Source organism: Methylocystis rosea SV97 (assembly GCF_000372845.1).
GTDB lineage: Bacteria > Pseudomonadota > Alphaproteobacteria > Rhizobiales > Beijerinckiaceae > Methylocystis > Methylocystis rosea.
The window spans coordinates 3,469,085-3,481,841 of the sequence record NZ_KB889963.1; the positions used below are offsets into that span (position 1 = coordinate 3,469,085).

The 12,757-nt window shown below is 60.4% G+C and carries 8 protein-coding genes and 3 pseudogenes; 8 read left to right on the forward strand and 3 right to left on the reverse strand.

What is annotated here, in order from left to right:
* Positions 1-1,536 precede the first annotated feature (1,536 nt).
* A pseudogene (locus tag A3OO_RS23100) lies at positions 1,537-1,767 on the forward strand (recombinase family protein); the annotation flags it as partial.
* Positions 1,768-1,873: 106 nt separating this feature from the next.
* Here A3OO_RS23100 and A3OO_RS24720 read toward each other — a convergent pair.
* Positions 1,874-2,296: pseudogene (locus tag A3OO_RS24720) on the reverse strand (DUF1403 family protein); the annotation flags it as partial.
* Positions 2,280-2,501, reverse strand: a complete 222-nt coding sequence (locus A3OO_RS23705; protein ID WP_156824866.1) for a hypothetical protein — start codon at positions 2,499-2,501, stop codon at positions 2,280-2,282. The gene A3OO_RS23705 and the pseudogene A3OO_RS24720, both read right to left, overlap by 17 nt.
* A 715-nt stretch (positions 2,502-3,216) precedes the next feature.
* On the opposite strand from A3OO_RS23705, the gene A3OO_RS23710 reads away from it, so the two are divergent.
* The 6 genes and pseudogenes from A3OO_RS23710 (at position 3,217) to istB (ending at position 9,330) form a co-directional block, all read left to right on the forward strand.
* A complete protein-coding gene (locus tag A3OO_RS23710) occupies positions 3,217-3,573 on the forward strand; it encodes a hypothetical protein (RefSeq protein ID WP_156824867.1) in 357 nt (118 codons plus the stop codon).
* A gap of 138 nt (positions 3,574-3,711) precedes the next feature.
* Entirely contained in the window at positions 3,712-5,205 is a 1,494-nt protein-coding gene (locus tag A3OO_RS21980; protein WP_083909785.1) for a site-specific DNA-methyltransferase, read from the forward strand.
* Positions 5,202-5,654, forward strand: a complete 453-nt coding sequence (locus A3OO_RS22710) for a DUF5681 domain-containing protein (RefSeq protein WP_018409302.1) — start codon at positions 5,202-5,204, stop codon at positions 5,652-5,654. Before A3OO_RS21980 ends, A3OO_RS22710 begins: the two co-directional genes overlap by 4 nt.
* Entirely contained in the window at positions 5,651-6,733 is a 1,083-nt protein-coding gene (locus A3OO_RS21990; RefSeq protein WP_018409303.1) for a hypothetical protein, read from the forward strand. Before A3OO_RS22710 ends, A3OO_RS21990 begins: the two co-directional genes overlap by 4 nt.
* A 370-nt stretch (positions 6,734-7,103) precedes the next feature.
* Positions 7,104-8,603, forward strand: a complete 1,500-nt coding sequence (gene istA, locus A3OO_RS0118275; RefSeq protein WP_018409304.1) for an IS21 family transposase — start codon at positions 7,104-7,106, stop codon at positions 8,601-8,603.
* 2 nt (positions 8,604-8,605) lie between these two features.
* Positions 8,606-9,330, forward strand: a pseudogene (istB, locus tag A3OO_RS0118280) (IS21-like element helper ATPase IstB).
* A gap of 572 nt (positions 9,331-9,902) precedes the next feature.
* Here the strand turns inward: istB and A3OO_RS21995 are convergent.
* The gene (locus A3OO_RS21995) at positions 9,903-10,577 is read right to left on the reverse strand and encodes a ParA family protein (RefSeq protein ID WP_018409307.1); all 675 of its coding nucleotides are present in this window, start codon (positions 10,575-10,577) and stop codon (positions 9,903-9,905) included.
* A 298-nt stretch (positions 10,578-10,875) separates the two neighbouring features.
* On the opposite strand from A3OO_RS21995, the gene A3OO_RS0118305 reads away from it, so the two are divergent.
* A complete protein-coding gene (locus A3OO_RS0118305) occupies positions 10,876-12,660 on the forward strand; it encodes a PHA/PHB synthase family protein (protein ID WP_018409308.1) in 1,785 nt (594 codons plus the stop codon).
* Positions 12,661-12,757: the final 97 nt, after the last annotated feature.

Below are 12,757 nucleotides of genomic sequence, written 5' to 3' on the forward strand. Positions count from 1 at the left end.
AATCACATTCCGACGGAACAATTTGATCCACCGCCCAGTGTTTCTAAAGCCCGTGTTTCGCGCGCGCCGTCAATTTCCCACGCCCCTAGGCCGCCTCGACATCGCCGCATTGTCGCGGCCGCCGCGCGCCGTCAGGGGACAAGCCCGTTGACCGCGCTTGTCGGCACGCGCCTGCTGCGGCATCCCCGGGGCAACCCCGGAAGATGTCGACCTTATCAGCCCCCATCGCTTTCTTCGTAGGAGCACCATCGCAGAGCTCAACGGCGCATTTCGTCGTCAGGGCGCATCAGGCGTTATCTGCTTCACCAACGGGCTCGCCGCGCTCTCCACAACGGCGACCTCGGCGCTCGCATGTGGCACCCGAGAGCGATCTCAATCTCGGGATCGTCATCCTGCTCAACGGCGCGACCACGACCAGCCCGATGAGCGCGCGCGGATCGTCTGAGTCATGGCCTAAGGTCGTTGCTGCCCTCAATTTGCAGCGCAAGCATTGAAGGTTTACGATCGGCCCGTCGCTGGCGTCGGTCTCGCCGCTAGCGGCAGAAGCGCCCCGACCGCGGATGTAGCGGCGGGGCGTTTTCTTCAGCCTAGCTTTGAAGCCAGCACATCAACCTTCTGGATTTTTGGCGGCTGAGAGAAAAGCTCGGGCGCCCTCGCCTTAAGCGCCTGTGCCCTTCTCTGAAAAATCGCCGTTCCCTTCCACGGCAGCCAAGGAACGTCCCGACGCGGGATCCGCGGCGGGGCGTTTTTTGTTCGGTAGAACTCCAGACCTACTACTTCGCAAGACGCTCTATGGCGTCGACAAATGCCTCCGGCGCAGTCCTTATCCGCCTGACGACATGCGTCGGCAATTTCCTAAGGATGCTAATCGTAGACGAGGCAGAGAAGGCCTTAACGGTCGTAATTATACGCTGCATGAGCGACTCCGTTTGAAGACGCCGAATCCATAGCTGGCGTTCGCCAAGCCCCGCAACGATCGTGCCGGCACTTCCGTAAAACTTTAGTTGCTAGCGCGCGTGGGACGTCGATTTGCAGATTTAAAGTTAATCTCTTGGCGCGACCTGCGCCGATTCAGATGGCGACTTGGGTTGTCGCTTTATTGCTTGCTGAATCAAATCTCGAAGCTGCTTCCTAAGAAGCCGTCCTTGAATCTGACGTCCGTCGTAGCCTTCACGGTTGAGACGCTTAATGAGATCGTCGACACGCGTGCATTCGCCGAACCTTGCCAGGAAGAACGCGCGCTCGATTGTCGTCATGCTTGTGGGCATGGTCGCTGCGCTCCGCGAATGGAATTTATAGTTCGCCGATGGCGCGCGGCAATATCCCCTACCAAGTCCTATGCGAACGCCCTCATCGCCGCTGATTTATTGCCCGCGACTCCATAGTTGAGGCACTTTGCTCGCTACGTATAGCACGCTTGGAGTTCAAGCCCCCAGTCGTTATCGGCTTTGGCGATCTCGACAATGAGGTTTTCGTGCAACCCAACCGCGCGGGCCGTGTCCACATATGACCGACGCCCAGGCCGAGGTGGCTCTGATGTTGGTTGCGATTTTCCTCTTGAACGGCCTGCTGAGCCGATCTGCCGCGCCCAAAGTCATCGCCGCTTTGCGTGTCTCAACCGGCCGGCAGGCCGACAGCGATCTTTCCATTCCGGATCAGCGCCGGCAGGCGGAGAATTTTTATAAGGCGCGAGGCTGGGAGGCGGTCGCCGACTTCGTCGAGCCGGGCCAATCCGCCACCGACGACCGGCGGCCCGAGTTCCAGCGGCGCACTGGCTCAACGGGTGGAGGTGGACGAGCTGGAAGTCCGCATCATGGATCGAAGGGAACCTTGCCACGTCCACGGCGCTCGGCGCCCCGACATATTCGTCGGCGGCGGCCAACGTCGCCGCATCCAATCTCACGCACCGCATCGCGAAGAGCCGAAACAGCCGATGCAGGCGGCCGGCCGGAGTGGTGTCGACGCCGTCGCCAGAAAGATGTTCGGCGTCGCGCAACTCCGCTTCGTCCTCGCGCAGCCGCGCGAGACGCGCGCAGGTCGCGGCGACTGTGAGCGCCAGACGCTGGCGCAACGCGCCGGTTGTCGCAGCGTGCTTAGCTATATCGGCGCGTCGTTCCGCCGTCATGCTCTCGGCGCGCTTCTTCCCGCCTTTGCGGCCTAGTTCTTGTGCGGCGGCATTCTTCTCAGGCGCATCGCCGTAATCCTCCGGTTCTTCGCCCGTGGCGATACGCATGATTTTGACGGCGTTGCCGACCACGTCGGCGGGGCGCTTCTCTCCTTTAGGGCCGGTGGGCATTACGCTTTACCACGCAAATCAGAACCCCTTTTTCACTCTTAATTAGGCAGCCGTCTGCCATTTTTCCGTTGAAAACGGTATTATCAATGGCACCGCGGGCATATTTTACCGCCACGTCTGCCCCCTTGATATTTATCTTTTCGATCGAGATGCTAACGCGACATTCGCCTGGCGATTCACGAAAGAATTCCAGGGTAACGATCACCAGACCGCTCCTTCCTCTCTATTAGGATAGCAAGGAGAATGGCCTAGAGCGAGTCGGCGTCAACAGGCTTAAATTTCAAACTGAGACACTACCCCGCACCAAGCACGACGACTAACCAAGGCGTCCGCCAAGAAACGAGCCGAAGGAAAACGAGAACGCCTAGCCCAAAATCCACCCGTGCGAAAGTCGCGCTCGTCCAGACTGGCGTATGTAAACGTCTTGACTTGAGCAACGCCCCCACCAGCTAAATCGAAAGAGGAGCGCGAGAGCTTTCGCTGGGGGGCGCGTGGCCGATCCAAGCATTGTTGTTCGTGAGGCGTTGGGGCTAACCCAAGAGGCTCTGGCGCGGATGGCCTCCGCCTTGCAGGCGTCGATCAAACGATTCGCCGAGCAATGTCTGCAAACCGCCAAAAAATTTCGTCAGAATCCGCCTCCGGCGTTGCTCAAGTTCGTTGCCGATCTTCAGCGCATCGAGAGCGCTCCGCCCGTCCCCGGATACGAGGCTATTCTAATCGACAGCGGTCGCGATCCCCTTACAGCGAGGATCCTGGGCTTGAATCTCTTGAGGCTCGGCAAACAACGTCTTCAAGAGATCCGCGCCGAACGCAGACTAGCCAGCGCGATCTTTGGCGTTGTCAAAGCTGGAAATGCGACTCCTCTCGTGATTTCGCGTTGCGCGCGACCGATCAAAGCTGCGCTCGACGACGAGATGGCAATGCCGGCGCTTTGCGACGCATGGGCGCAGGCGGGTCTTTCAGGAACAGCCTATTCGATCGGGGATCTCGCGGAGCGCGCGACGAGACGTGACGCGGCCGCTTGCATCCGGCTAGGCGAGATTTGCGCGGCGCTGAAGCCTTTTATCCCCGATCCGCGGGGACGTTTCCCGAGCGAAGCCAGCGTGACGCACGAGCTCCAACTGCATCTGCTTGGTCGCGCCTATACCTACGACCCAGTCGATGACGTCTTCAGAGATCCGGCGACGCAGGCAACCGAAATTGCAATGCATACCAAGAAATTCGATCCGCGACCTGCCTACCGGCGCGTGAGGAAAAGAAAAAGCAGGCTCAACTAGGAACAGGTCGGCTCCTTGAGACGATGCCCCGCGCGGCCAAGAATGGCGCGGCAAAAAATTGCCATTTCATGTGCTTTAGCGCATCGGATCGCTTCGTGATCAGGTCTCGCGGAACATTGGATTCTGCGGAGATCACATATGCCCACCGTCGATGCATTAAACCGCCGACGCGCCAAAACAGACCGCCGTCGCAGCGTGGCGCTCGGCAGTACGCCCTCCAGCTGCAACGTGTCGCTTCGCTCGTTGGACGAGCTTAAGCCGAATCCCAGAAGCGCGCGAACGCACCCCAAGCGGAAGATCAAGGATCTCGCAAAGGCGATCAGGGCCGTTGGCTTTATCGGCGTGATCGTCGTCGATGAATCGGGAATGATCCTCGCGGGCCATGCCCGACACGCCGCGGCAAAGCTGCTCGGGATGAAAACGGTTCCGACCATTTGCGTCACAGGCTTGAGCGACGAACTCATGCGCGCCTTCGTGATCGCTGATAACAAGTTTTCGGAGCGCGCCGGATGGAACCGCGAGATGTTGGCGGCCGAGCTCGATGAACTATCGATTCTGCTGCCGACGCTCGATCTCGACATTTCACTGACGGGATTTGAGGTTGGCGAGATCGACGTTCTCCTCGCCGACATCGGCGAGGAGAAGCCAGAACCCGAAGACCGACCGCCGCCGACCGCCGGTCCCGCAGTCAGCCGCCGCGGCGATCTCTGGATTCTGGGAAAGCACCGGGTTTTGTGCGGCGACGCGCGTGAGACCGAAGACTACGCCCGTCTTATGCAGAACGAACCTGCAGCGATGGCTTTCACGGATCCGCCTTACAATGTCAGGATTGGCGGCCACGTGCAGGGCCGCGGCCGCATCAAGCATGACGAATTCGCCTTCGCCTCGGGAGAAATGTCAGAACGCGAATTCGAGGCGTTTCTCGAAGCATGCCTCCACCCCGCGGCCGCCGTCTCGCGCGACGGCGCCGTGCATTTCGTCTGCATGGACTGGCGGCACATTGACCTTCTCATGACTGTCGGCCGCAAGATCTATGACGCCATGCTCAATTTAGTCGTCTGGAACAAGACCAATCCTGGCCAGGGCTCCTTCTATCGCAGCCAACATGAGCTGATCGGCGTGTTCCGGGCGGGCGCGGCGCCGCATCAGAACAATGTCGAACTCGGCAAACACGGCCGCAATCGCAGCAACGTCTGGACCTACGCTGGCGTGAACAGCTTTGGCGCCGATCGGGACGACGCGCTGGCCATGCATCCGACCGTGAAGCCAGTCGCGCTGGTCGCCGACGCGATGCGCGATTGCAGCTCCAAGGGCGATATCGTGTTGGATCCGTTCCTTGGCTCGGGCACGACGCTCATGGCGGCCGCGAAGGTCGGCCGCCGCTGCTTTGGTCTCGAATATGAGCCCGCATTCGTCGACGTCGCCGTCCGGCGCTGGCAAGCCTACACAAAAGTCGACGCCATTCTCGACGGCGAAGGCAGAACCTTCGATGAGATCGCCGAAGAACGGCTGAACCAACGCCTCGCCTCCTCAGTCGTCGGTCGGACGTGTGAAGTCACCGGCGAGGATAGCGGCGCCCTCAGCGAGCAAACGCTCGCCGGCGACTCCGGCAAGTCGGAGACGTTCGCATGAGCAATAGGAAGCGTTCCTCTCCGCGCAATGGCGAATATTCCGTCGGCTATGGCCGTCCTCCACAACACACCCGGTTTCAGCCAGGCCGAAGCGGCAATCCGAAAGGCCGGCCAAGAGGATCAAAGAGCTTCAGCACGGTCTTGGCCGAAGAATTAGCGCAGCCAGTCACCCTCCTTGAGAACGGCGAGCGCAAGAGAATGCCGAAAGGGCAGGCGTTGGTGAAGCAAATCGTCAACAAGGCTTTGAGCAACGACGCAAAAGCGGCGGCCTTGGTCCTCGATCAGATTCGGCGCAGCGAAGGCTTCGGAAAGGCGCCTGCGGCCGACGTTGGGGTCGGTCTCCCCGAAAACAAGGACGTCGTGGAAAGCATTGTCCGTCGAATCCGACTGGCCACGAAAGCGGAGGAGGAGACAGAGACGTCGCCCGAGAACGGAGAAGCCCCGAAATGACAGATCCAAACGCTATCCAGCGTGATCTCTCGCTCTCGGCGGAAGAATATGCCTGCATTCTAAGGAGCGATCTCACGAGCTTCATCGAAGCCAGTTTCTATGAACTGTATCCCGGCAAACGCCTCGACCTTGCGCCTCATATCGAAGTCGTCGCAACCAAGCTCGAGGCGGTGCGCCGCGGCGAAATAAAACGCCTCATCATCAATCTGCCGCCGCGCCATCTGAAGTCGCATTGTGTATCGGTGGCCTTCGTCGCCTGGCTGCTGGGGCACGATTCCGCCAAGCATGTGATCTGCGCAAGCTATGGGCAGGATCTCGCCGACGAACTCGCAAGCGCATGCCAGCGGCTCATGCAGAGCTCCCTCTACCGGGCGCTTTTTGGGGATGTGCTTGGGGGCCGCCAGTCCATGCACGATTTCGAGACGGTTGGCGGGGGTCGACGGTTAGCGACGTCGGTCGGCGGCGTTCTCACCGGCCGCGGCGCCGACATCATCATACTCGATGACCCCCACAAAGCCGACGAAGCCCTTTCGGAGGCGATCCGCAATGCGACACATAGGTGGTTCGAGAATACGCTTCTGAGCCGCCTGAACGATAAGGCGCAAGGCGCCATCATCATCGTGATGCAACGCCTGCACCTAGAGGACCTGGTCGGCTACGTGCTGGAAAGTGGGCCATGGGACGTCTTGCGATTGCCAGCGATCGCCGAGGGCGATGAATGCCATCTGATCGAAGGTCCGCTCGGTCGACGCTTCTTCAGGCGACGGCGCGGCGATGCGCTGCATCCGGAGCGCGAGAGCGCCGCTTCCCTGGCGGAGATAAGACGCGGCGTCTCAGTACTGTGCTTCGCCAGCCAATATCAGCAGAATCCAACCTCTCTGGAGCAGATCCAGGCGCGTAAGGCCGAACTCGACCGTCGATCTTCAGAAGCGTATCGAGCGGGCGATTGGCTGACGTTTGGCCGTATCTTTCACTGCCAAACGACGGGGACGCCGGAGGATGAAATCACCGACGAACAAGCCATTGCCGCATATGAAAGATACCGCGTCCTTGCTGCACAAATCGACAGCGAATATTGATCGCGCCACCATCACGCTTTGTCGGCGTCGGAAGGCTGACATGAGCACGATGTCAGGCCGCAGTCCGCTGAGAACGGGCGCGAGTGATCGAGAACGAACCCTCACTCGCGGGTCCGACTGAGCGAACGCGAACGCCGTTTTGCCGTTGATTCGCCAATTGCGAGTCAGCAAACGCGCTTTGCAGCTACTTTTAGGGGCTTTCGAAACGACTGGACTTCCGCGGCAAAGCACGCATTGCTACGTGCGTCAACGAGCGGGTGTGAAGTTGCGTGGAATAAGAACCCCGCTTTGGGGATGATTTGCATCCAATCGGGCCCCCGGAGCTAAGGGTCCACACTGGCCTCCTGATGCAAGGGAGGCCGAGATTGGAATGCTTGTTGTGGAAACGATTGCGAAGATACGCCGCGCCTATTTTGTCCAGAAGAAGCCGATCAAAGAGATTTGCCGGGACCTGCATGTGTCGCGGAAGGTCGTGCGCAAGGTCATCCGTTCGGATGCGACGGAGTTCCGTTACGAACGCGAGACGCAGCCGCTTCCGAAGATCGGTCCCTGGCGCGAGCGGCTGGATTCTCTTTTGCTGTCAAACGAAGGAAAGGTGTCGCGGGAACAGCTGACGCTTATGAGGCTTTATGAAGAGCTGCGCGGCTTTGGTTATCAAGGCAGTTACGCGGCGGTTCGCCGTTATGCGATCGGCTGGCGCAAGGAGCGCGGCGCCGCGTTGGCGCAGGCCTATGTGCCGCTGAGCTTTGCGCCGGGCGAAGCCTATCAGTTTGACTGGAGCCACGAAGTCGTCGTGCTGAACGGCGCGACGGTGACGGTGAAGGTCGCGCATATGCGTCTCTGCCACAGCCGCATGCTGTTTGCGCGCGCCTATCCGCGCGAGACGCAAGAGATGGTGTTCGACGCGCATGACCGCGGCTTCGCCTTCTTCAAAGGCGCGTGCGAGCGCGGCATCTACGACAATATGAAGACGGCGGTGGAGACGATTTTTGTCGGCAAGGAGCGACAATATAATCGGCGCTTCCTTCAGATGTGCGGGCATTATCTTGTCGAACCCGTCGCCTGCACGCCGGCGTCTGGCTGGGAGAAGGGACAGGTCGAAAATCAGGTCGGACTGGTGCGCGAGCGCTTCTTCACGCCGCGTCTGCGGTTCAAGAGCTATGACGAGTTGAACGCCTGGTTGCTCGACAAATGCGTCGCCTACGCCAAAGCGCATCGCCATCCCGAGATTGTCGACAAGACGATCTTCGAGGCGTTTGAGGAAGAGCGGCCAAAGCTCATTCCATTACGCGGTTGCTTCGACGGCTTCCACGCGGTGAGCGTCGCGGTGTCGAAGACCTGCCTGGTTCGCTTCGACAACAACAAGTACTCGGTCAAGGCGAGCGCTTTCGGGCGCCCCGTCGAACTCCACGCCTACGCCGATCGCATCGTCATTCGGCAGGACGGGATTGTTGTCGGCGAACATCGCCGCCGCTTCGGTCGCGAGGAGACGGCTTACGATCCCTGGCATTACGTGTCGGTTCTGGCCCGTAAGCCCGGCGCGTTGAGGAACGGCGCGCCGTTTAAGGACTGGGTGCTGCCGTCGGCCATGGAGAAAATCCGGCGCAAGCTCGCGGGCTCTGCCGACGGCGACCGGCAAATAGTGAAAATCCTCGCGGCGGTTCTGGATGACGGCTTGCCGGCGGTCGAAGCCGCCTGCGCCGAGGCAATGGATCAGGGCGTGCATTCCGCCGACGTCATTCTCAACATCCTCGCACGGCGCCGCGATCCCGGGCCGCCGCTGACGATCCTCACGCCGGACGCCCTGAAGCTGAGGCATGTCCCGCTGGCCGATTGCGCAAGATACGATCAACTGAGGAGTTCAGGCTGATGATGGAACGCACGCAAATCTTCGATCTGATGGGCGAACTCAAACTCTACGGCATGAGGCCTACGATGAAGTGATGACGACCGGCATCAAGCGACAGCATGAGCCGCCGCAGATCGTCGGCGATCTTCTCAACGCCGAGGTCGCCGAAAAGCAGGCGCGCTCCATCAAATATCAGATGACCATTGCCAAGCTCCCTCTGGCCAAAGACATCGACGACTTCGACTTCGACGGCGCGACCGTCAACGAAACTCTGGCGCGCGATCTTGCCGGCGGCGGCTTCGTCCCCCAGCAGCGCAATGTCGTTCTCGTCGGCGGCACGGGAACCGGCAAGACGCATCTGGCCATCGCCATTGCGCGCAGTTGCATCCGCGCTGGTCTGCGCGGGCGCTTCTTCAACACCGTCGACCTCGTCAACCGCCTGGAGTCGGAGACCCGCGCCGGGCGCCAGGGACGCATCGCCGATTATCTTACCCGCATGGACTTCGTTGTTCTCGATGAACTCGGCTATCTGCCCTTCGCGCAGGCTGGCGGCCAATTGCTGTTCCATCTCGTCAGCCGGCTTTATGAGCGCACGTCGGTGATCGTCACGACCAATCTGGCCTTCGGCGAATGGCCGAGCGTCTTCGGCGACGCCAAGATGACGACCGCGCTGCTCGATCGCCTCACCCATCATTGCGACATTGTCGAAACCGGCAACGAAAGCTGGCGCTTCAAAAACCGCGCCTGACGCTGCCCCGATTGGTCAGACCGCTGCCGTTGTTGGCGTAACTCCGCTCGGGCTACGCCCTCCCTCCGTCACGCCAACAACGGCAGAAAATGCGCATCGGGAAAGGGGTCCCTTTTGGATGAAAAACTGGGGTCCCGATTCAATGGCGTTTGACATCTATGGAAGGTCGGCGTTTTAGCTTCGAAGGCCCCCTCGCTTGGTGAGCGACGTCCAACCCGATCGCCCATGTCCTTTACGCGGGCGCGCCTCGGACGGTCAGCCATACGAAGCGGCGCATGTTGTAGGCGAGATTGGCGAGCCCGATCTTGAACCGCGCCCTGGCTAGGCCGATCGTGCGCACGCACACAATACTGGGATTTCAGACACCTGAGCGGAGATGAGCACATGGCGCGGAAATGGATCAGCATTCCTGCAATAGCCGCGGCGATTTTATTTGTGGGAGTTACGACTCCAGCTTTTGCGGCCGTTTGCCCGTGCTGGCATTGGTCTCACGCCATCACGTGCATGTCTCATGATCCGACACCGCTATCATATCGTCCAAAATCCATTTAACTTGACGTTATCCCCCGCCCCTAATCCGGGGGCGACGCAGGGTGATCGGCCATAGCGTCGACCTTGTTGATGAGCGACTGGATCAGCCGGTGGGCTTTGGCGTTCAGCGCGTCGATCCGCGTCTCCGTCACGCTGCGACCGTGGTTCTGGGCGTCGCGGTAGGAGGTCTTCGACGGCAGGAAACCCGACAAGACCTCGTAGCCAGCCTCGCGCAAATACTCGCGCGCGGCCTGTTCCTCGGCGTCGGTCAATACGTGGTTCAAGGCGAAGACGAGCCGGGCCCTCGGGATGCCAGCCGTTATCAGTTCGTTGAACAACCGCACGGCTGGGCCGAGATCGTCGAGCGCCGGGTTAGTCGGTTGCATCACCAGCGAGGCGCGCTCGGCGATCTTCTGCGTCTCCTCGCTGGCGCGGGCCGGGACGTCGATGATCAACAGGTCGTAGTGAACCACCTGAGCGAGCGCTTGGTCGGCGGTTCGAAAGGCTTCCACCGATATGGCCGGATCGACGCCTTCATCGAGGCGGCGGCGCCATTCGACCGACGTTCCCTGTTGCGTGTCGAGGTCGCATATCTTGGCTTCCAGCCCGCTCTTGACGGCTTCGCGGGCGAGGCCACGGGCTAATGTGCTTTTGCCGACGCCATCCTTTTGGCTGACGAAGGCGACGACGGCCGCGCCTTTTCCTGGATCTTCCATATAGCTACGAACTCCCTTGGCAGCGGCCAGATAGGACGCCGCCCCGCTTCATCCCCTCGACGTCTCCACCCTACTCCGACCACTGGCGCCCTGGGAGACACCCCGCCATCCATGACGCCTACTCCCGACAGCCCGTCAATTCCCGTCTCCTTGACCTCCTTTCATCGAGTTAAGCGGATCAAGCTGCAGCGCGGCCCATAACCCGTAATCGACCTTTGGAAAGTCCGCTCGCGCTCAGCATTTGACCAGATGAGACGAAAAGGATTGGATGGACGGAAAATAGACCACTGGTAAGCATATGGCTCAGAATTCGACGCAGCCAACATGGGATGCAGCAGCTCTCGCGACGCAACTCGGCAAGATCGCTGAACAAAGCCAGCGGCTCGTCCAGAACTTCCTGCTCGATCGTCCGGATATCGCGCGGCTCGGCATGGGCGATGTGACGACGCTCGGCGGCGCCTTCTTCGAACTGACAACGAAGATGATGACCGATCCAGCGGCGGTCACCCTCACGCAAATCGATCTATTCAACGATAGCCTGCGCGTCTGGCAGACGACGGCGGAGCGCTTGATGGGGCATGGCACCGGGACCGATGAACCGCCGGAAGACAAGCGTTTCAAACATCCCGACTGGACTGAGAATGCGGTCTTCAATTTCATCAAAGAGAGCTATCTCATTTGGGCCAAGGCTGTGCTCGCGGCGGTGCGCGGCGTCGAGGGGCTCGACCCGGCGACTGCGCGCAAAGTCGACTTCTATTCGCGCCAGTTCGTTGACGCACTCTCCCCGTCCAATTTCTTCGCCACCAATCCCGAGGTCCTCACTGCGACGCTCAAGACTGGCGGACAGAACCTTCTGCGCGGACTCGAGAACCTGCTCGAGGATTTGCAGCGCGGCAAAGGTCGGCTGTCGATCACTATGACCGACATGGCGGCGTTTCGCCTCGGTGAAAACATAGCTGCGACGCCGGGCAAGGTCGTCTTCCAGAATGAACTGATGCAGCTCATCCAATATACGCCGACGACCCCCGACGTGCGTCGCCGACCGTTGCTGATTGTCCCGCCGTGGATCAACAAATTCTATGTGCTCGACCTGCAGCCGAAGAACTCCTTTATCAAATGGGCCGTTGACCAGGGCCACACCGTCTTTGTCGTCTCCTGGGTCAATCCCGACGAGAAGCTCGCCGAGAAGAGCTTCGAGGATTATATGCAGGAGGGTCCGCTCGCAGCCCTCGACGCGATCGAGATGGCGACGGCCGAACGTTCAGTCAACGCCGCTGGCTATTGCCTGGGCGGCACATTGCTCGCCTCGACCCTCGCCTATATGACCGCGCGCGGCGATGAGCGGATCGCCAGCGCCACCTATTTCGTCACGCTCGTCGACTTCACGGACGCCGGCGACATGGCGGTGTTCATCGACAAAGAGCAGCTCGCTTCGCTCGACGAGCGCATGAAGGAACGGGGCTATCTTGAGGCGCAGGACATGGCGATGTCGTTCAACATGCTGCGCTCGAACGATCTGATCTGGTCCTTTGTGGTGAGAAATTATTTCCTCGGCAAGGAGCATTTGCCGTTCGACCTCCTTTACTGGAACGCTGACGCGACGCGCATGCCGGCAGCCATGCATTCTTTCTACCTGCGTAATATGTACCAGATGAACCTGCTAGCGAAGCCCGGTGGCCTCCGCCTATGCGGCATGCCGCTCGACCTGACGCAAATCACGACGCCGACCTTCATCCTGTCGACGCGGGAGGATCACATCGCCCCGTGGAAGTCGACCTATGCAGCGACTCGCCTTTACAAGGGGCCGGTCAAATTCGTTCTAGCGGCCTCTGGCCACATGGCTGGGGTGATCAACGCGCCGGGCGGCAAATATGGGCATTGGACCAATGATGACCTGCCGGCGACGCCCGACCAATGGTTCTCTGGCGCCGCTGCGCGACAGGGCTCGTGGTGGCCGGTCTGGGACGAATGGGTGACCGGCTTCGCCTCCGACCGGACGCCCGCGCGCGAGCCCGGGGCTGGCAGGCTGACCGTGATCGAGGACGCGCCGGGCTCCTACGCCCGGGTGAGATCGGATGTTTGAAGCAGCAACACGGGCTTGCCCGCGTCCGAAATAAAAGGCTGGCGAGCCGTTTCATGATGCGACGACCCTGGGACCATTGTCACTATGCATGGAGTTT

What these genes read in the sequence shown, in the direction of transcription:
- A3OO_RS21990 (WP_018409303.1), top strand. Translation starts at nt 5,651, where the DNA reads ATGACAGATCCAAACGCTATCCAGCGTGATCTCTCGCTCTCGGCGGAA.
- A3OO_RS0118305 (WP_018409308.1), top strand. Translation starts at nt 10,876, where the DNA reads ATGGCTCAGAATTCGACGCAGCCAACATGGGATGCAGCAGCTCTCGCG.
- A3OO_RS21980 (WP_083909785.1), top strand. Translation starts at nt 3,712, where the DNA reads ATGCCCACCGTCGATGCATTAAACCGCCGACGCGCCAAAACAGACCGC.
- A3OO_RS22710 (WP_018409302.1), top strand. Translation starts at nt 5,202, where the DNA reads ATGAGCAATAGGAAGCGTTCCTCTCCGCGCAATGGCGAATATTCCGTC.
- istA (WP_018409304.1), top strand. Translation starts at nt 7,104, where the DNA reads ATGCTTGTTGTGGAAACGATTGCGAAGATACGCCGCGCCTATTTTGTC.
- A3OO_RS23710 (WP_156824867.1), top strand. Translation starts at nt 3,217, where the DNA reads ATGCCGGCGCTTTGCGACGCATGGGCGCAGGCGGGTCTTTCAGGAACA.
- A3OO_RS21995 (WP_018409307.1), bottom strand. Translation starts at nt 10,577, where the DNA reads ATGGAAGATCCAGGAAAAGGCGCGGCCGTCGTCGCCTTCGTCAGCCAA.